Raw genomic sequence first — 21,037 nt, forward strand, 5'->3', positions numbered from 1 at the left:
TCGAGATGCGCGCCGAGTTCTCCGAATTTACCTTTGGCTTTTCGCTGGTCTCTGAGCTCGCGCATCTCTTGGGGTGCCGCGCCGTGCCGGTTTTTCCAAGCCTCATCATGGAAGGGTCGGACGGCGGCGGCTACGATGTTGAGATGTCGCTCGGTGCCGTACCGCTCTATCTGCAGTTCAAGCTCTCTGAGCATCTGAAAACCAACCGGGCCAAAGAAGCGCAGAACCACCCCGATGTCATTCAAGCGCCCTACAAGCGCTTTGCGATCACCAGTTCAGACGTCTCGAAACAACACGAGATGCTGGTCGCGCTCAACCAGACGCATGCCCACGTCTTCTATTCCGCGCCCAACTTCTACACCTACGCTGCGTTGAATCGGTTCTGGACCAGAGGGTCTGTTTCCGACAATACGCTCTACGTACGCCCGAATGAGATCGGTCCCATTGAGGATGGCCTCAGGCACACGATCTGTTTCAACGGCCTCTCCTTCGCGGACGGCAACTGCTTTCTGTTTTCAAAGCCCAAACCTGTCCCAGCCTTGGCCTTTGATCGTGTGCGCGTCGGCCTTTCTCGAGCTCTCGAAGAGGCCAAGACACCGCTGCGGGATCTATTGCCGAATTGGATGGAGGACTTGCGAACCGCGCGCGAGGCGGGTGAGCGCCTGCACGAAATCCGCGCTGCAGCCGTCGAAAAGCAACGCGCCGAAGATCGACTTGCGAAAGAAGACAGTGATGCCACCGATGTTGTGGAACGTCACGCCCTCGTTAGTGACAGTTTCAAAGTCATCGACCCCGAACCTGAGGCTGTCGCGCTGCCACGCCCTCGGCCAATCCCACTTTCACAAGCGGACGAAGATCGCGCGGGCCTGTCTGATTTCGGGCGTGAAGTCGCAACAGTGTTTCAAGCTCAGGCGTTCATCTTGCAGGCCCAAAGCTGAGTTGGCCGCTGCGATCATCGCTCAATCTCGTGGCCGCTAGATTCCATTTCCCGCGTGCCAAACCGCATCTCTTCCTGCGCCGTGATATCTTCCTGGCGGGCAATCGCCTCTTCATCATCGAAGATCTCGCGCAGTTTGGTGGTCCACCCTGCAGCGCGTTCGGCCTCGCGCAACTCGTCTGACTTCGAATACGGCACCAGCACGCGGTAGATGTATTTACCAATCCCGCTGACGAGAACATAGACACCCCTTTTGTGCAGAAGGGGCCCGAGCTCGGTTTGGAAATCCGTGCGATGCATGGCCGGTTCGCGCTTCTCGTCCCGTATCCATTTGAGGCGACCGGACCCATCCGTGTCGCGCCGATAGGTGATCAGGATCGAATTCCCGAACTGCTCTTCAAGGCGACGCGCGGTTTGGCCCACATTGATCTTTGCGATCACCTTCGTACCAATGAGGGACTCAATCTGGTCGGCGACTTGTTGCGAGTATTTTGCCACCAGCTGTTCCAACCCCTGGATGCCCAGCACGACAGCCAAGCCTTTTGAGCGACCCGTTTCCACCATGGCCTCGAAGCGATGCACCTTCGGCAGTTGCGCGAACTCATCGACAAAGAGCCACACGCGCCGTTCGTCATTCTCGCCAAACGACACATCGGACACCGAGGAAGACATCACCGTCAGAAACGCCGAAATCCATCCCTCCGATTGATCCTGAAACCGACCCGAGCGCTGCAGAACGAGCGTGCGATCCTTCGTCCCTTCATCCAGGAGCCAGCGCCTCAAGGAGAAGGTTTGGCGTTGGTGCGCATCATTGCGCCAGCCATAGGCGAGCATCCGGACCGCACCCAGGCCCGCCGCCATGGTCGAGATCGTTGCTGCCACTTGCCGGTAGTCGGCGTTCAGATAGATCATCGCATCCCGGTGATACTTGCGCGCAAACTCCTGCAACGTCTCAAGAGGCAATTGCGTTGTCTCCATCAACTCCCACCAGGTCCAACGACGCGGTTTGGTCTTCATCAAGGTGATGATGCAGAGCGCCAGGATCGTACGGGCCGAGTCTGAAAAGAACCGATCCTTGCTTTCCGGGATGATACGGTTGGCGACCTCGATTGCGTCTTCTTCGACCACCAAATCATTCGCGATGTCCCATATCACAGAGCGGGCATCATGGGGGGCGAGGATCAGCGGCTCCGCCTTCTCTTTTGTTCCTGGTGGCAATGAATAGGCCATGCGTGTGTAGTCACCTTTGAAGTCGAAGACGACCGCCTTGTCGCCGCGCGACATCACAGACCGCAGCAAAGGTAGGATGGTCTGGGTCTTGCCGCCACCAATTGCGCCGTAGATCAGGAAGTGGTTCACTTCGCGCAACCGGCTTAGCTGAAACGGCCCGAACCAAGAGAGCCCGGCTGCGTTGCGTTTGATCTCCCCTTGGGAGGCTTTTTCCAACTGGCGTTCGCTGGCAACAGACAATCCAGTCTTCACAATGAGCGGCCTGATCCGCAGGCCCGCTTCCCAAATCAGGTAGCCCAGAGCACCAATGGCGAGGAGGGCGAGCGATGCCCCGGTGATCAAAAAAAGGTAAAAGCGCTCCGCCGATGCAGGCTCCAGCGCGGCTTGGATCTGCGCGCAATAGGCCTGATCGAACGGATTAAGGCAGGCTTTCACGTAGTCCCATTGTAGCGGAACAAGACCGCCCCCGGTCGCGCGAAACTCTTCAAACAGGAATGCGTAGATGCCGAAACCAATTGTGGCGAGACCAGCCAGAACGGCCGTGATGATGATCGCCCGATAGGGTGGGTCTTCCGGTTTGCGGATCATTTCAGTCGGCCTTGGCGTGCTGCGATTGGCGTCGGTTCACGCCCATGCGACCCGGCCTTTTCCAAGCTTTGCGAATGCTGGCCGTCGACATGGGCGCGCAATATTGCGATCAAGTCCGCGCGTGACAGATGTCCTGCACTTGCGTCTTCAACCGCCTCGCCCAGTTCAAGACGCTTGCGCGTTGCAAGTCGACGCTCCGCATGTTTCGCACGTTGCATCTGCTGCTCAAGTTGTTTGATCTGCGCGTCCAACCGGTGCAGCAGGCGCGGCTTTGGGTTGGTTTTGAAATCGTTGCGCGATCGCTTTGAACTCCTTGAGCAAAGCATCATCGGCAAACTCGAGCATGGTCAGTCCGGCCTTGTCGGCAAGTTTCCCGATATGCGCGGCACGGGCCTCGAGCGCCTCTGCGCGCTTGGCTTGCAGGGCTCTGATCTCTTCGTCGAAGTCGGCGACGGACTTTGGTTTGCGGGCCATGAGGGCCTCCTTCTCTGCAGCGCAGTGATTTCAAGTGAGATTTTATAACGTTATATATAACGTTGACATATATCGATATATGTATCAAGTAAAGAGCGATAACGGCGCACTTATACGTCGCAAGCGACATGCGTGGCCTGGTCGGGCCGCGAGGAGGTGGAGAGCTCCGGCGCTTGGAGATTGTGTGCGTCGGGTTGTGGTCGGTGAGGTGCCAAAAAGGAGAAGAAAGGTGGCTATCTACCATTTGTCAGCGCAGATCATTGGCAAAGGAGCCGGGCGGTCCGCAGTGGCCGCCGCCGCATATCGCCATTGCGCGAAGATGGAGCGGGAAGAGACGGCAGAGGAGATCGACTACTCCCGCAAAGGCGGGAATGCCCATTCCGAGTTTGTGGTGCCGGAAGGAGCACCCACTTGGATTGCGCGGGTTGCGCAATCGCACACCGCGGCGGAGGCCAGCGCCTTTTTCTGGAACGCCGTGGAGCAGGCAGAGGCGCGCAAAGACGCGCAGCTGATGCGCGAGATTGTTCTGGCACTCCCAAACGAGCTGACCCAGGAACAGAACATCACGCTCGTTCGAGACTTCGTCGCGCAAGAGCTCAGCGCGCATGGAATTGTTGCCGATTGGGCTTACCATGACATGCCGAACAACCCGCATGTCCATGTCATGACCTCGCTGCGGCCGTTGACCGATGACGGATTTGGACCCAAGCGCGTTGCCGTCCTTGGCGAAGATGGTGCACCGCTTCGCGTGTCAGATGGAAAGATTCGGTATACCCAATTCTCCGGCAGCCCGGAGCGGCTCATAGAGATGCGGGAGGCTTGGGCGCAGATCCAAAACCACCACCTTGCCAAACATGGTCATGACATACGGGTCGATCATCGGTCCTTTGAAGAGATGGGGATCGATGCCGTTCCCTCGACACATCGCGGGCCGGCGGCGGACAACATGGATGCGCGCGGTGAGCCTTCGGAGCTGGCTGAGAAAGCCCGCACGGCCGCGCGGCAAAACTACGAGCTCTTTGCCGATGATCCGGCGTTGGTGCTGAAGAAGATCACAACGCAGAAGGCAGTCTTTACGCGTCACGACATCGCACGCGAAATCCATAAATCCGAGTGTTCGCCGGAAGAGTTTCAGGCGCTCTTCTACCGCGTGGGCGCGCATGAGGAGCTGGTTCCCGTCGCAGCGCCTTCCTTTGATCCCTTCACTGGAGACGAGACCAGTGAGGCGCTCTTCTCCACGCGCAGCATGGTCGTGCTTGAGCATCGGATGGTTCAAAACATCCAGCGGCTCGCGACAAAGCAAACCTGGGCCGCACCGGCCAACGTGGTGGACCGCGCCTTTGAAAGCTTTGAGGTCAAGCGGGGATTTGCGCTCACGGATCAGCAGAAAATGGTGGTGCGTCATCTGACCGGAGAGGCCGGTGCTGCAGCCCTTGTTGGCTATGCGGGTGCGGGGAAATCAACCGCCATTCATACGACCCGAACAGTTCTTCAGCAGCAAGGGTATACTGTTGTCGGTGGCGCACTCGCAGGGATTGCGGCCGACAACCTACGGTCCGAGGCGGGCGTGGAAAGCCGGACTTTGGCCTCCTGGGAACACCAATGGGGCAGGGGGAACATGCTCCCCGATGCCAAGACTGTCTTCATCATGGATGAGGCCGGCATGGTCTCATCCGATCAAATGGAGCGGATCACGGGACGCCTGGCAGAAGCTGGTGCCAAGATGATTGTCCTCGGCGATGCGCGTCAGCTGCAACCCATTCAAGCCGGTGCTGCCTTCCGCGCCTTTGTCGATGTGACCGGCTATGCTGAGCTCGATACGGTTGTTCGCCAATCCGAGCGCTGGATGCGCGAGGCGGCTGTTGCTTTTGGATCGGGCGATGCAGAAGCCGGTGTGGCAGCTTACGTCGATCAAGACAAATTCGCCTGGAGTGAGACCTCGGAAGAGGCGCGCGCCGCACTCATCGCAGAGTGGATGCCGCATCATCGCGCCGGGGCCGATGTCACCATCATGGCGCATCGCAACAAAGATGTTCTTGCTCTGAATGCGGATGCAAGAAGCGCGTTGCAGGACGCTCGGGCCTTAGGCGAGGACACCCCGTTTACAGCTGAGCGTGGGGCGCGCAGCTTTGCGGAAGGAGACCGGATCCTCTTCCTGAAGAACGAACGAAGTCTCAATGTCTTCAATGGGTCAACCGGGACAGTGAGCAGTGCCGAACCTAATAGGCTGGAAGTTATAGTCGATGGGCATCTCGATCCGATTGTCGTCCGCGCCCATGAATACAACCACCTCGATCACGGTTACGCGCGCACCATCCACAAAGAACAGGGCAACACCGTTGATCGGTCTTTTGTCTATCTTTCGCCCACCATGGATGCGCAACTTTCCTACGTGGCACTGACCCGACACCGTGAGGATGTGACGCTTTACGTCTCCCGCGAGGATTTTCGATCCCAAGGCGAGATGGTCGAGAAGATGGCCCAAGACAGACTGCAGGATTCCACGGCGCTCTATCGCAGTACGGTTGACTACAAGGACGCAATCCAAGGGTTTGCAGAGCGGCGTGGCTATCCCACCACCAGAATTGTCGTCGAGTTCGTCCGGTCCAATCTTGCTTATTTGCGCGAACGTCTGGAACGTTTGGCGCAGCATTTTGATCGGGTCGAACGGCCTGTCGACCGCAGATCTTCGCATCTGTCGCTAGGGTCCGATGCACAAGCCGCTGTGCGCTTGCATCAAGCGCAACGTCCCTTGCCGCCGCAAATCCCGCATCGTGTCCATCAGGCAGGGCGTCGATTGGGGCGCGATCTGCAGGCGCAAGCGACGGCTGGACGTGCTGTCCGTCGGTTTAAGCGTCGTGCCCATTACGAGTTGAATGTCTCGGACGGTGCAAAGGAACTCCGTGACTTCAACAAGAGCGTGCGCGCACAGTTCGGTGAGGAGGCCATCCTGCATCATGGCTCTCACGCGCCGACATCTGAGAGCGTTCTTCTGCGTGGTCAGTCTTCAGAGTGGCAGAGCTTTGCGCAGGAAAATTGGCAGACCCTCTTCGCTGCGCAATGGGCGGAACACAAAACCACTCTGCAGCCGCTGAAAGCACAGGATGTCCGCGCTCCACTCCTTCCTGACACACCCACAGAGAAAGTGAGACCACCCATGTCTGACCCGAAGATTCTCATCGAAGGCGTGCGAGATATGCCCGCCATTGCGCCGGAGAGGTTGCGCGTCCAAGCAGCACAACACCCCTCCATGGAGCCGGTCATCGCGACGGCAAAAGACATTGCAGGCCGGATCTATGTCCAGCCGGACCGGGCTGTCGAGCGACTTGTGGATCGGTTCCAGAGGGGCCAAACAGCAGACACTGTCTCAGAGGCACTCTTTCGAGAGCCGGCCACATTGGGCGATGTGAAAGGCACTTCGCGACTAGGTATCGCAAACGCCGAACAGCGCGAGGCACTCAAACACATCCCGGCCTTTATCCAGCACACCAGCAAAGTTGGTGCCGCGATTGATCAAACTGAAGGTCAAATCAAATCGCGCCACGATCAGACGAGAGCTGCTATCGCCGTGCCGATCCGTGACTTGTCGCCAGAGGCTCAGCGCTTCGTTGAGGACGTCAAGAGCGTCGATAAGATGCCCAACGGGGACGAGAAACTGCGCGCGTCATCGGAGCTGCTGAAGAATGGCGCTGCCTTGAATGAAGTGTCTCAGTTCCAACAAAGCTTGAACGATAGGTATGGGCGTGGGCGAGCAACCATAGAAGCGGGGCGGGCTGTCGACCCCGCATTTCAGCGTATGAAACCTGCCGAGAAAGCCACTGTGATGACCCGTCTCGATGGTGTCGCAACCGCCTTACCCGCTATTAAGAAGTTGCAGACACAGGTCCAACAGCATGAGCGGTCTCGAGACTTGGGCAAAGCCTCAGGTCGCGGCATTGAGCGATAGGCCAGCTCAGTCGATCGGTATGAGAGCCACCGCTTCCAGCGTTTCATCAATCCTTCGGATCGTGGCTGGGTCCAATTGCAGATCCTCACCATCAGGTTCCGTCGATCCAAGCAATCCACGCCTTTTTGCGATCGCATAAAAGACAGCCTCGCGCTCCGGTGGAGGTCGATTTCCAACGAGTTCGACCAACGGAGACAGCTTGTTGTGCATCACTTGCGCATCGAAGAAGCGAGCAGAACGTGAGGCGCGGAAGAGTGCGACGACCTCGTGAGGGGCGATAAAAGCAAGCTTTGATACAACACCGTCGGCCCCGGTATTTAGGTTATGAAAGAGTGCTGTTTCTGATCCGGTAAAGCAAGCGACGGGACGATCCATAGCCTTTATCGCATAGTAGTTTTCGTCATAGGCTGATGTCCTGTCGTCATAGCCGAAGAAAACTCCAACTACGTTATCAGCTTTTGCAACGGCGTGCTGCAAGTTCCGCTTATAGGCATCGAAGCGACGGAATTCTCTGCGAGTTTCATTCAGGATCACAGGAAGTCGCATGCGCTCCAACAGATGCGTTTGTTCGACGATCCCTGCAATTTGGGAGATGTCCGCAGTTTCAACTGCCTGAATATTCAACGTGGTCATCAGTGCATTTGCGCCCGCATGTGTCCACCCAGCCGCATTCTGTGCAGTATCACTGGTAAGGAACCCCAAGTCAGCAATCAGCAGTTTTCCACGTGCCAGTTTTTCTTTTACTGCGCGTAGAAGGAATGAGACATCCTGGTTGTTAAGCCGAACTCCGTTTGGTTCGCGCGCTTTGATTAGGAAACCCGTCACGCCTTCGATATGGTGAAGCCTTTGGACTTGTTCACTGACAATATCCCCGGCTACCGTCGGAGAGACATGTCTTGGTGTAATCAGCGAAATGATAACGCCCCCCGATAAAGCAACCGGTGACGGGTGTTGATTTTCCTGGGCCGAAAGGATCAAGGTCTCCCTCCCTTCACTTGCTCTGCCGGATGATTGGACTTCTTTTACCTTCGCTAGTTCGGAAGTGAACTTCTGTCAGAAGCAAGGATCAGCAACAGGCTTTGCAGCGATGTTGTGTGACAAACACGTAGGTTTCTGAGAAGATCACCGACGTGAATGTTGCTGGGAAGTACGGCCATTAATAGATCGATGTCTGTTATTGCTTGCCGATGATCCTCTGCGATTTCACGGATCATTTCGTGGACACTCGTGGCGAGCAGCTTCTCTGAGAAAGATGAACCTTGTACCAATTCGTGATAGCTGGGTGGAATCCTGCGACCGAGGCCAACAATCATTCTTGCAAGTGCATCTACAGATTCGTTTAGATCACGGTGATCCTGACGCACGACTGCGCGTAAATCGCCTTGCTGTTCAGCAACCTCTTGCCATGATAAGTATCTGGCTTTGAAAAGAAGCGCGAAATTCCCCGCCAGCAGCCGCATCAAACCACCGGACAATACTTCTGAAGTTTCACTCATGTCTTTTCGTCCTCAGAAGCCACGACCGGGCGGATCTGGAAATGTTTCCATCTTCGAAAGTTGAGCGTTCATGCCTCTGACCCGAACGACATTTCAAAGGCCTGGAAGCTGGATTGTTCCGGCTGCCAGCCGCAGACTGTTTTTGCTGGCTCAGCTGAGTAGCATTGGTTCCCTGAGAGCGCTTGGGAAAAGAAGCCAAAGGCGCGTTGAGCTTCTTCCCCTTCAACGGACCGAACGGGTAATGACAGGGCTTGACCGGTCGCTTCGGCGGCTTGTTTGATCGTGACCGCTGTATCAGCTGCAAACACCTTGTGGTGACCAATTGGTGCCTTTTCAACGCCGTCAACAAGAAGGGCCCCAAAGTCATCGACATGAACAGTCGACCACAATCCAGATCCATTTTTAGGGTAGCAAGCCACACCCATCTTGGATGCACTCGCTTTCATCAAGCCGGGCAGCGCAGCACCTTGACCGCCATAGACGAACGCTCCGTAGGCGAAAACGGTTGTCAACCGGTCCCCAGCCGCATGTTCAATGCGTTCATCTACCTGCGAACGTCGCACGAGAGGTGGGGGTGGCGCAAAAGTTCTTGGCGCTTCCGGTGTCGTACCTGTCTGACCAAAGAGAATGGTCCCGCCATGCGTCGCAAAGCCAGCTCCGTCTGGGAGGCCTTCGATCATTGCTGTGGCCGCCCGTTCACTGATTGGCCAAAAATTAGGGTTGTCACTGGCTGCACAGTGGATGACAGCATGATTGTGTCGTGCGATATCCCGAAGTCCGGAGAGATCTGTCAAATCTACAATTTGTGCGTTGTGACCACGAGCCTTGAAAGCATCGGCGTCCTGTTGGGATCTGGCAACGATTGTAGCTTTATGCCCACGCTTTTCTATTGAGCGCAATGCCGCGCTGCCAATGAATCCCGTTGCTCCCGTAACCAATACGTCCATTTCGAAATCTACCCCATTCAGCTAAAAACCGTTTGAGGAATGTTAGCGCTCCAATTGCTGTGAATATTCTGCTTTTGGCTGATTTCTAGATTCCGTTTGCGGTCTCATGGAACACGCTGAGACAGGGTTCGTCCACAGGTTGAGAGCGTGACCGGCTTTGCGCTGCGGGGTTTCCGGATAGCTGTCTGCGTTGTTTTGTGCGACTAAGCTGAACCCTACCGCTTTGCGCGTTCGAACAGAGCTTTGGGCTTTATAGACGCAACGAGTGCTGCGCGTGTGGCGTCCTCCGGTGCGTCCTGGATCTGTTGATGCAGACGCGCTTCATCCTTCGTGGCGGCAATCCTGACATTCTGTGCTGCTTCGGTGTCATCGAAACCCATGGCCTTCAGTGCCAAATCGGCAAGGTGCAGCGCCGCAGGAGCGGTTTCTCGTACGACTCCATCTACTTGTCCCAAACCGATGACATGGAGCCTGTCAAACGCTCGAACAAAGATGCGAAGATGAGGGAAGTCTCTTCGGATGAGGGCAACAATTGCATCTGTTTGGTCGGGCTTGTCGATGCAGATGATGACGCACCGGGCAGAAGCTGCGCCCGCGGCGCGCAAAACATCTCGGCGCATACCGTTGCCAAAATGAACTCTGGCCCCGAAGGAACGGGCCTCTTCTACTCTGTCGGCGTCGTTGTCCAGTATTCTCAATTGTAGTCCGGCCTCATTGAGAGGTTGGGACACCAGCTGACCGAAGCGCCCAAAGCCAATCAGCAGGACCTCGCCGTGCGCGCCGTCAAAGTTCTCATCGAGTATGCGAGCCGCTGGCTTTCTTCTGCTCAGGACCGTGTCCAGAAGCGAAGCGCCCGCCATGGAAAGTGTCACGATACATACGAGCAACGAACCCGTTTGCTGATCCAGGACTGCCACGCCGACAGCCGCGGCAAAGAGCACAAATCCAAACTCGCCATGTTGCGCCAAAGCAAATGCCATACGCGTGGCGTCTTCCGGATTTGGTTGAAAGAAGCGGTTTACCGCATAAACCGTGAGGCCTTTGACGAGCATAAGGAGCGGCACAGCCAGAATGATTGTCAGCCAATTTTCGACGACAACCGACAGATCCAGAGACAGCCCGACAGCAATAAAAAACAGACCCAAGAGTAAGCCACGGAAGGGCTCAATATTTGCTTCAACTTCGTGCCGAAATTTGGAGCTCGCGAGCATGACCCCGGCGATGAAAGCTCCCATGGCATAAGACAGCCCAACAAGGTCCATCAGGAGTGCGGCAGCGATGACTACGCCTAGAGCACCCGCAGTCATCAACTCTTGCACGCCAGTGCGCGCAAGAACTGTGAAGATCGGATTGAGCAAGTAGCGTGCTGCTAGAATGAGACCTATGATTGCGCCGCCAGCTGCTGCTAGCGCCACAAATCGTTCGCTCCAGGGCACCTGAGCGTCTTGGACAGGTGCTAACAGCGCAACGATAAGTAAAAACGGGACGATCGAGAGATCTTCGAAAAGCAAAACAGCCACGGTTCTTTCCCCAAATGGGCTATCTCTCAATCCGGCATCGTCGAGAGTTTGCATGACCAATGCGGTTGATGAAAGCCCCAGCCCCATGCCAATGACCAGCGATGCCTTCCATTCAAACCCTACCAAAAGTGGAGGGAGCGACAAAACCAGGCTTGTTGTCAGAATTTGAACCAGCCCATGCCCAAAGATCGTACGTCGAAGTGCCCAAAGCTTCGCAGGTTGGAACGACAGACCGATCACGAACAAAAACAGGACCACGCCAAACTCAGCAAACTGCAGCAACTCTTCCGGGTTGGCCTCAAAGCTGAGTGACAGCATGACGCCGGTTACGACGCCTGCCAGCAGGTAGCCAATGATCTGTCCAAGCCCCAAGCGGCGGCTGAGCGGGACACAGATGCAAGCCACGAGAATGATGGCCAGGGCTTCCCAGAAATAGATCTGGAGTTGTGACGGGGAGAATTCTGGCATCTTTTCGGCTCTCTAATGTCGTGTGGCGTTGGGCTCAAAAAGCCTTCTTGTGTGACTTAGAGTGTCACTGTCGTTTTCCACCCGCTAGGTTGGGCTATTGGGTCTGTTCCGGTTCGGTGTTCTGATAGTGGGCACCTGGTAACGGAAGCACCTCCTCATTCTACATGCCTGATGATGTGTCATACCGAATTGATTCATCGAGTTTTACCGCACGACCCAATGCCGTCGCAGTTCTTGGTCAGCGACGACTTGGAAAATTATTACTTAGCGGTGAGTTGACAAGTTCGATATCAAACTATAATGGTTCGATATCGAACTAGAGGATCTTGTATGAAACGTCGAAATTTCCTGAAGATTGTTGGAGGAGGGATTATTGCTGCCGCGGGCGGGGCGGGAGTGTTCGCAGCAACCCGGACGCCGACTTCAGCACTTGAGCCGTGGTCCTTGGCAGGGACATATTCTGATCCACGGAAGAACGCTCTGTCTTATGCAATCCTCGCTCCAAACCCCCACAATCGTCAGCCATGGATTGTAAATCTGGAAGGAGACGATGGGGTGGCGCTTTACTTTGATATGAACAAGCAGCTTCCGCATACGGATCCGTTTGACAGACAGCTCACCATCGGTCTGGGATGTTTCCTCGAGCTGATGCGCATGGCCGCGAGCGCAAACGGCTATAGTGTCGAAATGGAACTCTTTCCGGAAGGAGAGGATGCTTCAGGTTTGGACAACAGGCCAGTCGCTTATGCAAAGTTCACGGCTACTGAACCTCAATCGGATCCGCTTTTTGCCAAAGTGATGGAAAGGCGGTCATACAAGCAGCCATTCGATACTGGTCGCAATATCGACACAAGCACCCTCGCAGCAATTCTAAATGTGGCAAACAGTACGGTCTTGGGCGGGTCAGTGGATCCTGCTGATATTGCGTTTTGGCGAACTCTAACGAGCGATGCTCTGAAAATTGAAATTGAGACACCACATACGTACAAGGAAAGTGTCGATCTCTTTCGCATCGGCAAGAGTGAGATCAATGCAAGCCCTGACGGCATCGACCTTGGCGGGCCCATGATTGAAGCACTCGCTCTCACCGGCCTCATGAGCCGTGAAGCGTCCCTCGATGTGAACTCAACTGCGTATACGCAAGGCCTGGCCGCGGTTCTCGCAAATACAGAATCCGCCATGGGACACATCTGGATGGTTACACCCGACAACACACGGGTTGATCAGCTCAATGCAGGTGCTGACTGGTTACGGGTCAACCTCGCTTGTGCCGAGCAGGGGATCTCCTTTCATCCACTTAGCCAGGCTTTGCAAGAATATCCTGAAATGGCGAACATCTTTGCGCAAACGCATGAGCGTCTTGCTCCAGATGGCGGAACGGTTCAAATGCTGGCTAGAATTGGTTACGGATCCTCAACACCGGTGAGCCCCAGGTGGCCATTGGACAGTAAGATTGGAACTGCGTGAGTGAAGAGACGTCAGATGTAGGTGAAGCCTTTGCGTTTTTCACAGAGGTTGGGATTCTGCACCAGCTTTCGACCAATATGCTGGCAAAAACCCTACCTGAAGGAGTTCACCCTTCACATTTCTCGATCATAAATCATCTGGTTCGGACAAGCGATGCAGTAAGTCCGGCCCAGATTACATCCGCGATGCAGGTGACAAAGACAACAATGAGTCATTCGATCAAAGTACTCGTTGAGCGAAATTACATATCGACTGAGCCCGACCCGAACGACGGACGTGGAAAACTGGTTGTTTTGACGCAATCAGGTCGAGATTTTCACAAAGAGGCCATCGAGAAAGTTACCGAGGCTGTTGTTTCGATCATTGGGCCGGAGCAGCTAGTCCAAATGCGTCGTGTTTGCGGTGATCTGGAGCGTCTAAGAATGCACCTGGACAACCACCGACTCTAGCAGTCTTCAACTTGTCCGTTCGCCAACAAGTTCACGATGTAAGAGTTGTTGTTTCTTCACTTTAAACTGCTGTGGCTCCGTGAAGTAGGATGCCTTCTCACGAATCCGCTCCTGTCCCAGCCTGTGAATTCTAGCGAACAAATCCGGCTTCGAATGATCTAATTTTCAGGGGGTAGATCACAGGGTTTGACTGAGTGCCAACCAAACTTGATTGGTTCGTTTCTCGACGCCATTTCAATGCGGCTTTTGGAGACCCATTACGGTCTTTCTCAGAATTCCCGGTAGAGATACAAAGAACCGGTTTCAGTGCGAAGCGATCGGGTTTGACTGTAGGGTCCGAGCGCATAAGGTAGTCGTATTTTTTGCATCCGCACGAAAGGTTAGAACTTACCCTCAAAATGGACCTACGGCAGATCAAGTGCTTCATTTCCGTGGCCGAGGAGTTGCACTTCCGGCGCGCCGCTGAGCGAGTCGGGCTTGCACAGACCGCCTTGTCCGCGCAGGTGAAGCGGCTTGAGGACGAGCTTGGGTTTGCCTTGTTGTTTCGTACAACTCGTCATGTAAGCCTCACGCAGGCCGGCGCTGTCTTTCTTGAGGAATGTCGTGCTGTTTTGGACCGTTTGGATGCTGCGGTCGACCGGGCTGGGGCAGCCGCGCTCAGTGGGCTAGATCGGCTGCGGATCGGCGGGATTGATGCAGCGCTGGTGTGGTTGCTGCCGCCCATTTTCGCGGCTTTTCAGAAACAGCATCCGGGAATACGACTTAATTTGACTGAGGTGACTGGCTCGCTTGCGCAACTGGACGAGCTTTCGCGCCACCGCATCGATTTGTGTTTCTTCCGTCCGCCGGTGCAAAGGGACGGGATTGAGTGGGAGGCGCTCTATGAGGAGCGGATGATGGTCGCTGTTACGGCGACATCTCCCTTGGCAGCACGGTCCTGCGTGTCACCGGGGGACTTGCTCGATGAGCGTCTGATCGGATATCCGCGCCATTCTCGCGCTTATCTCGCGTCGATGGTTGAAGCCTGCTTCAGGGACGTGAGTGCCATGCCTCCAATTGATCTGGAAGTTCTCGACAAGTCCACTTTGCTACGGCTGGTGGGGCAAGGGGCCGGTATCGGTCTTGTGCCGCAATGGGTGTCTGAACTGGGCTCACCCGATGTGCAGTTTCTTGAGCTTCGCGACAGCCCCGTTCTGCAGTTTGGCGTGGCTTGGCGCGAACGTGACGGGAGCAGCCAAACTTTGACCGATTTCCTTGATCTCGTGCGTGCGCAAGCATCCGACGTTAGAACACGCTTCGCACCACAAAGTCAAAGCGCCGCCAAAACCTGACGCCACTCCGCAATGACGGCATCAGGAACTTCCTCCGCAAGGAAATGCGCGCCTTCCAACGCCTGGCCAGAAACATGACGCGCCCGTTTGCGCCACAGTGCGAGACAATCGAAATGGCGTTCAATGGCACCCTTGCTACCCCAGAGTGCGTGAACTGGCACGTTAAGGGGGGATGTTTCGGCGTTGTCATGCGCGATGTCGATACTGCAGGCCGCGCGGTAATCCTCGCAGGCTGATGCGACCGTGTCTGGGTCACGCCAGCAGTCCAGATATTCCTCAAGCGCCTGTCGCACAAAAATGCCAGATCCAGCTGGTCCCTTGCAGCACTTTCGGCACCAGTACCAGTCAGGATCGGCACTTATCATGCGCTCTGGCATGGGCGCGGGTTGGATCAACCAGAACCACCACCAGTAGTCCGCGGCGAATGCTGCGTCGGTTCTCGCGTACATTTCCCGTGTCGGGGCGATATCGAGCGGCAACAGCACGCGGACCCTGTCCGGGTGATCTGCTGCAAGCCGATGTGCCACACGCGCGCCGCGATCATGAGCTCCAAGAACAAACTGCTCAACGCCGAGCGCATCGACCAGCGAGATGATGTCGCTTGCCATTTCTCGCTTGGACATTGCGGAGTGATCATCCACCACAGGGGGTTTCCAAGACCGCCCGTAGCCGCGCAAATCAGGACAGATCACCATGTGGTCCCGTGCAAGATCTGCAGCCAGATGATGCCACATCGCCGACGTCTGCGGATGCCCATGCAGGAGCACAATGGCGGGGCCCGATCCACCTATGCGATAGCGGACATGGCCGTTTCGAAGATGCAAGATACGATCTTCGAAACCGTCAAAGAACTGATCCGCCGCCGTTGCGGTCAAGAGGATGGTTGTCGGGTCGATTGGAAAAGAGGCTCGCGTCAACATGGGACATGCGTGCCACGCTTCTGAAACGGAAATAACAACGAATTATTGTGTAATGTTTCGCGCTCAATCTTTTCTTCTTGCCTGGCCTACTGTGCAGCCGATCAACGGGAGGAAAACCAAATGCTAAATCGTCGTACTTTCGGCAAAAGCCTTCTTGCCGGGGCCGCTACACTGTCTGCTCCGAGCCTTTTGCGCGCGCAAGCGGGCTGGCCCAGCCGTCCGATTACTTATGTGATCCCATTCAATCCGGGTGGCGAGTCTGATGTGACGGCCCGGTTCCAGCAGCCGTTCATGGAGGAGATTACCGGTCAATCGGTCGTGATCACGTCTCGGCCTGGCGCAGGTGGGGCGACATCCTGGGCGCAGCTCAATAGTCTGGAAGCGGACGGGTACACCATCATGAACACCATCGTGCCGCATACCATCCTGCAACCGGCCATGAAGGACGTGGGATATCAGACCGCCGACATCAACAATGTCTTCTTCTTTCATTATACCCCTGATGCGGTTCTTGTCCGGGCCGATAGCCCGTTCCAGACGCTTCAGGACCTGATCGACTTTGCGACTGACAACCCGGGCGCACTGACGATGGGAGGGTCGGGTACCAACACGGCAAACCATCTTGCCTCCGTCATCTTTGGTGATTTGACCGGGGCCAAAGTCACGTACGTTCCGTTTTCGGGGTCGGCTCCAGCTATGACAGCCGTTCTGGGCGGGCAGATTGGCGGCGGAATGTCCTATACCACACAGGCTGTCCGCGCGGGTGATCAGGTGCGCACCTTGGCCGTTGCCACCGAAGACCGCGTTGCAGCGCTGCCAGATGTGCCAACCTTCCGCGAGCTGGGCTTTGATCACGTCGGTGGCGCCTACCGTGGTGTCGCTGTGCCTGCGGGGACACCCGCAGCCGTCCAACAGCAGCTTTCGGACGTCATCGGTCAAGTGAATGCCAACCCGGAGTTTCAGCGCCAGATGACCGAGGCTGGGTATCAAGTGGTTGATATCCCGCTCGCGAACGTGCCAGCCTTTATCGAAGAACGGCAGGGGGCCTATGCTCCGGCGATTGAACGGATGCGCGGCTGACCCGCTCCGACCGTTGTGACGGGTCGACAGGCTTGCCTTGTCGGCCCTACCCCCATCCAGCAGAGTAAAGAAAACGATGCTCGAAGCCTTTCTAAGTGCGTTGACCCCATTCAACCTGTCGCTCGCGCTAGCGGGTGTCGTGCTCGGCACCATCATCGGGGCGCTGCCTGGCTTGTCGGCAACGATGGCGGTTGCGGTGTTGGTGCCGTTCACCTTCACGATGGATCCGGCGTCTGGTTTGATAGCACTGGGAGCGGTTTACACGGGCGCGATCTACGGCGGGGCCTATGCTGCGATCCTCGTCAACACGCCCGGCACGCCCGCCGCAATCGCGACGTCATTGGACGGCTTTCCAATGGCCAAGCGCGGGGATGGTGATCTTGCCGTGACGATCTCCTGCTTTGCTTCGGCGTTTGGGGGCATAGTGGGCGCGCTTGCGCTTTTGTTTGTTGCGCCGCCTTTGGCCACCATCGCGCTCAACTTCGGGCCGGTGGAATACTTCTGGCTCGCTGTTTTTGGCCTGTCGCTCATCGCGGTCCTATCCAAGGGCAACACAATCAAGGGGCTGATCGGTGGCTTTATCGGGCTTTTCCTATCTACCGTTGGCTCAGCGGTGATTGGTGGCGACGTACGGTACACAATGGGCCAATTGTCGTTGTTGGGCGGCATTCACATCATTCCTGCACTGATCGGGCTGTATTGCATCCCCGTTTTGCTGGGCATGGTGGCCAACCGGGACCCGCATATCGAACGCGCAAAGTCGGGAAACGGCACACGCATCCCCGAAGCGCTTGGCACGCTTTGGCGTTCCAAGTTCAACCTCTTGCGGTCGTCCATTATTGGAACGGTTGTTGGCATCCTGCCCGCCGCGGGTGGGGCGGTGGCAGGGCTTGTCGCCTATTCAGAGGCGCGCCGCACCTCACCGGATCGCGCACGGTTCGGAAAGGGAGCGCCCGATGGCGTCGTTGCTTCCGAAAGCGCGAACTCCGCCACGGTTGGGGGTGGATTTGTCCCCACGCTCGTGCTCGGCATCCCGGGAACCCCGCCAGACGCGATTATCCTTGGCGCATTGTTGGTGCAGGGCATCCGGGTTGGACCACAGCTGTTCACCACACAAAGCGATCTGGTCATGACCTTCACATTTGGCCTGCTGATCGCGACCGTCTTGATGATCCCGACCGGGCTGGTGATCGGACGCACCGCGTTTCGAGCGATCAGTTCGATCCCGAAATCCGTTCTCGCCCCCGCAATCGGAGTCCTGATTATGGTCGGGGCATTTGCTGTCGAGCAGAACCCAAATCACGTGGTCATGATGGTGATCCTCGGTGGCCTTGCTTTCATCGCAGCGCGGTGGGGCTTTGAACCTTCGCCAATTGTTCTTGGCCTGATTCTTGGCCCGATCGCGGAACAAGGCTTCGTACAGGCTTGGCTGATCGGGGGAGCTTCTGGTGATCTGCTTGGGCAATACTTTGGACGTCCCATAAGCCTTGGGATCATATTCCTCACTTTACTGACGCTCGCATGGCCGTGGTTCAGTGACTGGAAAGCGCGCCGGCGCACTTTGGAAGTGACAGAATGAACCGCACCCTGCACCGCGATCTACCACCCGGTCTGGTCCTGATCGGCCTAGGCAGCTGGGCCCTGTGGGAAACACTTACAATGTCGGTCCTTGGTGCTGTGTTTCCGCGCTTGGCGGGCAGTGGTATGTTGGTCGGCGGGGTCATTCTGTGCATCCGGGCACTTTGGCGCGCGCCGCCCGTTCAACCGCCGGAAGGAGAGCTGACGCGTCCGCTGCTGTTTCTGGCGCTGCTGCTGGGATGGGCGGTGATGTTGCCAATCACCGGGTTTGTCCTCACCTCGGTCTGTGCGGCGCTGCTTGCGATGTTCCTGTCTGCAGACGAAAAATTTGATGCCAAGACCGCAGCTATCCAAGCGATTTCCCTCGCCGCTCTGGTGGGCGTTGCCGCACTTCTATTTGGTCAAATTCTTATGGTGAACCTGCCATGACTGCACGAACGCTCTATGAAAAGCTGATGGATGCACACCGGGTGCGTCAGTTCGATCCCGACACGGTCCTGCTCTACGTTGATCTGCACGTGATGAATGAATACACCAGCCCTCAGGCCTTTGCGGGGTTGCACTCCGCCAAGCGGCGCGTGCGCAGGCCGGAAAGGCAATTGGCGGTGGTTGATCACGTCAATCCCACCCATCCGATCAGATCCATTGCCGAGATCGAGGATGCTGGCGGGCGCTTGCAGATCGAGACGCTTGCCGAAAATTGCACGCGCCACGGGATTGAACTCATCGACCTCTTTGATCCAAGGCAGGGCATCGAGCATGTCGTCGTGCCGGATCTAGGTCTGGCGCATCCGGGAATGACGATTCTGTGTGGGGACAGCCATACTACGACCTACGGCGCTTTCGGCGCATTGGCCTACGGCATCGGTACGTCCGAGATTGAACACATCCTCGCGACGCAATGCATCGACCATACTGTATTGAAACCAATGCGCGTGTCGATCGTCGGGACAGCAGGGCCTGGTATCACTGCCAAAGACATCGTGATGGCGGTCATTGCCCGGATCGGAGCGGATGGCGCAGCAGGGCATGCCGTGGAGTTTGCAGGCGAAGCTGTAGAGGCCTTGGAGGTCGAAGGCCGCATGACGCTCTGCAACATGATCGTCGAAGGCGGGGCACGGGTGGCAATAATCGCACCGGACGCCAAGGTGCTGGACTACATCAAGGGCCGTTCGCGCGCGCCGCAAGGCGCTGATTGGCAAGCTTTGGTGTCGAGGGTGCAGGGTATGCGGTCTGACCCGCAGGCGGTTTTCGCCAAGGAGGTGACGGTCGACGCAGGCGACATCGCGCCGCTTGTCACCTGGGGCACCAGCCCCGATCAGGCATTGCCCGTCATGAGTGATGTCCCCCAACCGAAAACGGAGGCCGAAGCGCGCGCTTTGTCCTACATGGGCCTGACGGCAGGTCAACCGCTGACCTCTGTCCGGATTGACCGGGCGTTCATCGGGTCTTGCACCAATGCGCGCCTCAGCGATTTGCGGGCTGCAGCTGACGTTCTACGCGGTCGTCGTGTGGCTGAAGGCGTGCAGGCGATATGTGTCCCAGGGTCAAAGACGGTTCGGGCGGCGGCCGAGGCCGAAGGTCTCGACAAAGTGTTTCTTGCCGCCGGTTTCGAGTGGCGCGGCTCAGGGTGTTCCATGTGCCTTGCCATGAACGATGATGTGGCGAAACCGGGCGAGCGGCTTGCCTCGTCAACCAACCGCAACTTCGAAGGACGGCAGGGACAGGGCGCGCGGACCCACCTGATGAGCCCAACGATGGTCGCCGCCGCTGCAATCACCGGGCATCTTACCGATGTGCGCATTCTGGGAGGGCCGGCATGACCCCGTTCACCACACATACCGGGATCGCGGCGGCACTGCCGATGCCGAACCTCGACACCGATGTCATAATTCCAAAGCAGTTCCTCAAGCGCATTGACCGCGAAGGTCTGGCCGAGGGTGTGTTTTTTGATTTGTTCAAGGACCAGGAGTTCGTCTTGAACCGCCCCCCATGGGACACCGCATCCATCCTGATTTGCGGCGAGAATTTCGGCTGCGGGTCCAGCCGTGAATATGCTGTCTGGGGGCTGATGCAATGGGGCATCCGCGCAATCATTGCACCTTCCTTTGCGGGCATCTTCTTTGGAAATTGTGAAAAGAATGGGCTTCTGGCCGTAGACATGCCCGCGGATGATGTCGAAGAGCTGTCATGGCTTGCGCAGGATCCGGCGACGGCACAGATTGGCATCGATTTGCATCAGCAACGGATCATACAGGGCGGATCCAATTGGCAATTTGATATTCCTGCCGCGCGAAAGGCTCTGTTGCTAGAAGGCAAGGATCATATTGCCTGCACGTTGGAGCACGAAACTGAAATCGCCACATTTGAGAGACATCATGGCTCAGACGCCGTGCATTGACGTCACATGCGCTGCTGCTTGCTCAGTGACTGCTAGCTGCGCGCAAGCCAGTCCACGTAGGCACTCCAAGCGGCCGGCTTACTTTGTCAAATCTGCAGTATAAGCAGCACCATGCGTACAAAGTTTGCTAACTCTTCAATCTGCGGCGGACCCACCGACAGCATTTCTAACTATCTGCAGACTTAAACAAACCATTGTAATTAAT

The 21,037-nt window shown here is 56.6% G+C and carries 18 protein-coding genes and 1 pseudogene; 10 read left to right on the forward strand and 9 right to left on the reverse strand.

All coding sequences use genetic code 11. The features are described 5' to 3' along the window. Window positions 1-5: 5 nt before the first annotated feature. On the forward strand, window positions 6-938 hold the full coding sequence (locus tag KIN_RS20410; RefSeq protein ID WP_159810636.1) for a hypothetical protein: 933 nt from the start codon (window positions 6-8) through the stop codon (window positions 936-938). A gap of 14 nt (window positions 939-952) precedes the next feature. On the opposite strand, the gene KIN_RS20415 is transcribed toward KIN_RS20410, so the two are convergent. The 3 genes from KIN_RS20415 to KIN_RS20425 are packed head-to-tail and all read right to left on the reverse strand — an operon-like array spanning window position 953 to window position 3,229. Further along, on the reverse strand, window positions 953-2,755 hold the full coding sequence (locus KIN_RS20415) for a type IV secretion system DNA-binding domain-containing protein (protein WP_159810638.1): 1,803 nt from the start codon (window positions 2,753-2,755) through the stop codon (window positions 953-955). Then, complete coding sequence (locus KIN_RS20420) at window positions 2,752-2,973, reverse strand: hypothetical protein (protein ID WP_159810640.1); 222 nt, start codon at window positions 2,971-2,973, stop codon at window positions 2,752-2,754. The genes KIN_RS20415 and KIN_RS20420 overlap by 4 nt, the downstream gene beginning before the upstream one ends. A 7-nt stretch (window positions 2,974-2,980) precedes the next feature. Next, window positions 2,981-3,229: a TraC family protein gene (locus KIN_RS20425; protein ID WP_159810642.1), complete on the reverse strand. Its 249-nt coding sequence runs from the start codon at window positions 3,227-3,229 to the stop codon at window positions 2,981-2,983. A gap of 229 nt (window positions 3,230-3,458) precedes the next feature. On the opposite strand from KIN_RS20425, the gene traA reads away from it, so the two are divergent. Then, window positions 3,459-7,175 (forward strand): Ti-type conjugative transfer relaxase TraA, encoded by a 3,717-nt coding sequence (gene traA, locus KIN_RS20430; protein ID WP_159810644.1) that lies wholly within the window; start codon window positions 3,459-3,461, stop codon window positions 7,173-7,175. Between the two features lie 6 nt (window positions 7,176-7,181). Here traA and KIN_RS20435 read toward each other — a convergent pair whose 3' ends face one another. The 5 genes and pseudogenes from KIN_RS20435 to KIN_RS20450 all read right to left on the reverse strand — a co-directional run bounded on the left by KIN_RS20435 (window position 7,182) and on the right by KIN_RS20450 (window position 11,606). Further along, window positions 7,182-8,153, reverse strand: coding sequence for a dihydrodipicolinate synthase family protein (locus KIN_RS20435; RefSeq protein WP_159810646.1), 972 nt, complete (start codon window positions 8,151-8,153; stop codon window positions 7,182-7,184). 53 nt (window positions 8,154-8,206) lie between these two features. Then, complete coding sequence (locus KIN_RS20440; protein ID WP_159810648.1) at window positions 8,207-8,671, reverse strand: hypothetical protein; 465 nt, start codon at window positions 8,669-8,671, stop codon at window positions 8,207-8,209. A gap of 68 nt (window positions 8,672-8,739) precedes the next feature. Continuing rightward, a complete protein-coding gene (locus tag KIN_RS20445) occupies window positions 8,740-9,351 on the reverse strand; it encodes a Rossmann-fold NAD(P)-binding domain-containing protein (RefSeq protein WP_243144993.1) in 612 nt (203 codons plus the stop codon). 9 nt (window positions 9,352-9,360) lie between these two features. Then, window positions 9,361-9,618 (reverse strand): annotated as a pseudogene (locus KIN_RS22735) (NAD-dependent epimerase/dehydratase family protein); the annotation flags it as partial. A 215-nt stretch (window positions 9,619-9,833) separates the two neighbouring features. Next, a complete protein-coding gene (locus tag KIN_RS20450) occupies window positions 9,834-11,606 on the reverse strand; it encodes a monovalent cation:proton antiporter-2 (CPA2) family protein (RefSeq protein ID WP_159810652.1) in 1,773 nt (590 codons plus the stop codon). A gap of 330 nt (window positions 11,607-11,936) precedes the next feature. On the opposite strand from KIN_RS20450, the gene KIN_RS20455 reads away from it, so the two are divergent. The 3 genes from KIN_RS20455 to KIN_RS20465 all read left to right on the forward strand — a co-directional run bounded on the left by KIN_RS20455 (window position 11,937) and on the right by KIN_RS20465 (window position 14,853). Then, entirely contained in the window at window positions 11,937-13,073 is a 1,137-nt protein-coding gene (locus tag KIN_RS20455) for an Acg family FMN-binding oxidoreductase (RefSeq protein ID WP_159810654.1), read from the forward strand. After that, window positions 13,070-13,522 carry a MarR family winged helix-turn-helix transcriptional regulator gene (locus KIN_RS20460; RefSeq protein ID WP_159810656.1) on the forward strand — a complete coding sequence of 151 codons (453 nt, stop codon included), beginning with the start codon at window positions 13,070-13,072 and terminating at the stop codon, window positions 13,520-13,522. The genes KIN_RS20455 and KIN_RS20460 overlap by 4 nt, the downstream gene beginning before the upstream one ends. A gap of 398 nt (window positions 13,523-13,920) precedes the next feature. Further along, window positions 13,921-14,853, forward strand: a complete 933-nt coding sequence (locus tag KIN_RS20465) for a LysR family transcriptional regulator (RefSeq protein ID WP_159810658.1) — start codon at window positions 13,921-13,923, stop codon at window positions 14,851-14,853. Here KIN_RS20465 and KIN_RS20470 read toward each other — a convergent pair. Next, complete coding sequence (locus KIN_RS20470; RefSeq protein ID WP_159810660.1) at window positions 14,832-15,773, reverse strand: alpha/beta fold hydrolase; 942 nt, start codon at window positions 15,771-15,773, stop codon at window positions 14,832-14,834. The genes KIN_RS20465 and KIN_RS20470 overlap by 22 nt on opposite strands. A gap of 120 nt (window positions 15,774-15,893) precedes the next feature. Between KIN_RS20470 and KIN_RS20475 the strand changes: the two genes are divergently transcribed. The 5 genes from KIN_RS20475 (at window position 15,894) to leuD (ending at window position 20,832) form a co-directional block, all read left to right on the forward strand. Beyond that, window positions 15,894-16,853 (forward strand): Bug family tripartite tricarboxylate transporter substrate binding protein, encoded by a 960-nt coding sequence (locus KIN_RS20475; RefSeq protein ID WP_159810662.1) that lies wholly within the window; start codon window positions 15,894-15,896, stop codon window positions 16,851-16,853. Between the two features lie 76 nt (window positions 16,854-16,929). Beyond that, window positions 16,930-18,432, forward strand: a complete 1,503-nt coding sequence (locus KIN_RS20480) for a tripartite tricarboxylate transporter permease (protein WP_159810664.1) — start codon at window positions 16,930-16,932, stop codon at window positions 18,430-18,432. Further along, entirely contained in the window at window positions 18,429-18,860 is a 432-nt protein-coding gene (locus KIN_RS20485) for a tripartite tricarboxylate transporter TctB family protein (protein WP_159810666.1), read from the forward strand. Before KIN_RS20480 ends, KIN_RS20485 begins: the two co-directional genes overlap by 4 nt. Beyond that, entirely contained in the window at window positions 18,857-20,254 is a 1,398-nt protein-coding gene (gene leuC / locus KIN_RS20490; protein WP_159810668.1) for a 3-isopropylmalate dehydratase large subunit, read from the forward strand. Before KIN_RS20485 ends, leuC begins: the two co-directional genes overlap by 4 nt. After that, window positions 20,251-20,832: a 3-isopropylmalate dehydratase small subunit gene (gene leuD / locus KIN_RS20495; RefSeq protein ID WP_159810670.1), complete on the forward strand. Its 582-nt coding sequence runs from the start codon at window positions 20,251-20,253 to the stop codon at window positions 20,830-20,832. The genes leuC and leuD overlap by 4 nt, the downstream gene beginning before the upstream one ends. Window positions 20,833-21,037 lie beyond the last annotated feature (205 nt).

The organism is Litoreibacter roseus, from assembly GCF_009811795.1.
Lineage (GTDB): Bacteria > Pseudomonadota > Alphaproteobacteria > Rhodobacterales > Rhodobacteraceae > Litoreibacter > Litoreibacter roseus.

Excerpts from the sequence above, each read along its gene's own strand:
- KIN_RS20485 (WP_159810666.1), top strand. The coding sequence starts at position 18,429 with ATGAACCGCACCCTGCACCGCGATCTACCACCCGGTCTGGTCCTGATC.
- KIN_RS20465 (WP_159810658.1), top strand. The coding sequence starts at position 13,921 with ATGGACCTACGGCAGATCAAGTGCTTCATTTCCGTGGCCGAGGAGTTG.
- leuD (WP_159810670.1), top strand. The coding sequence starts at position 20,251 with ATGACCCCGTTCACCACACATACCGGGATCGCGGCGGCACTGCCGATG.
- KIN_RS20450 (WP_159810652.1), bottom strand. The coding sequence starts at position 11,606 with ATGCCAGAATTCTCCCCGTCACAACTCCAGATCTATTTCTGGGAAGCC.
- KIN_RS20440 (WP_159810648.1), bottom strand. The coding sequence starts at position 8,671 with ATGAGTGAAACTTCAGAAGTATTGTCCGGTGGTTTGATGCGGCTGCTG.
- KIN_RS20470 (WP_159810660.1), bottom strand. The coding sequence starts at position 15,773 with ATGTTGACGCGAGCCTCTTTTCCAATCGACCCGACAACCATCCTCTTG.
- KIN_RS20445 (WP_243144993.1), bottom strand. The coding sequence starts at position 9,351 with ATGATCGAAGGCCTCCCAGACGGAGCTGGCTTTGCGACGCATGGCGGG.
- leuC (WP_159810668.1), top strand. The coding sequence starts at position 18,857 with ATGACTGCACGAACGCTCTATGAAAAGCTGATGGATGCACACCGGGTG.
- KIN_RS20455 (WP_159810654.1), top strand. The coding sequence starts at position 11,937 with ATGAAACGTCGAAATTTCCTGAAGATTGTTGGAGGAGGGATTATTGCT.
- KIN_RS20415 (WP_159810638.1), bottom strand. The coding sequence starts at position 2,755 with ATGATCCGCAAACCGGAAGACCCACCCTATCGGGCGATCATCATCACG.
- KIN_RS20480 (WP_159810664.1), top strand. The coding sequence starts at position 16,930 with ATGCTCGAAGCCTTTCTAAGTGCGTTGACCCCATTCAACCTGTCGCTC.
- KIN_RS20410 (WP_159810636.1), top strand. The coding sequence starts at position 6 with ATGCGCGCCGAGTTCTCCGAATTTACCTTTGGCTTTTCGCTGGTCTCT.
- KIN_RS20475 (WP_159810662.1), top strand. The coding sequence starts at position 15,894 with ATGCTAAATCGTCGTACTTTCGGCAAAAGCCTTCTTGCCGGGGCCGCT.
- KIN_RS20420 (WP_159810640.1), bottom strand. The coding sequence starts at position 2,973 with ATGCAACGTGCGAAACATGCGGAGCGTCGACTTGCAACGCGCAAGCGT.
- KIN_RS20425 (WP_159810642.1), bottom strand. The coding sequence starts at position 3,229 with ATGGCCCGCAAACCAAAGTCCGTCGCCGACTTCGACGAAGAGATCAGA.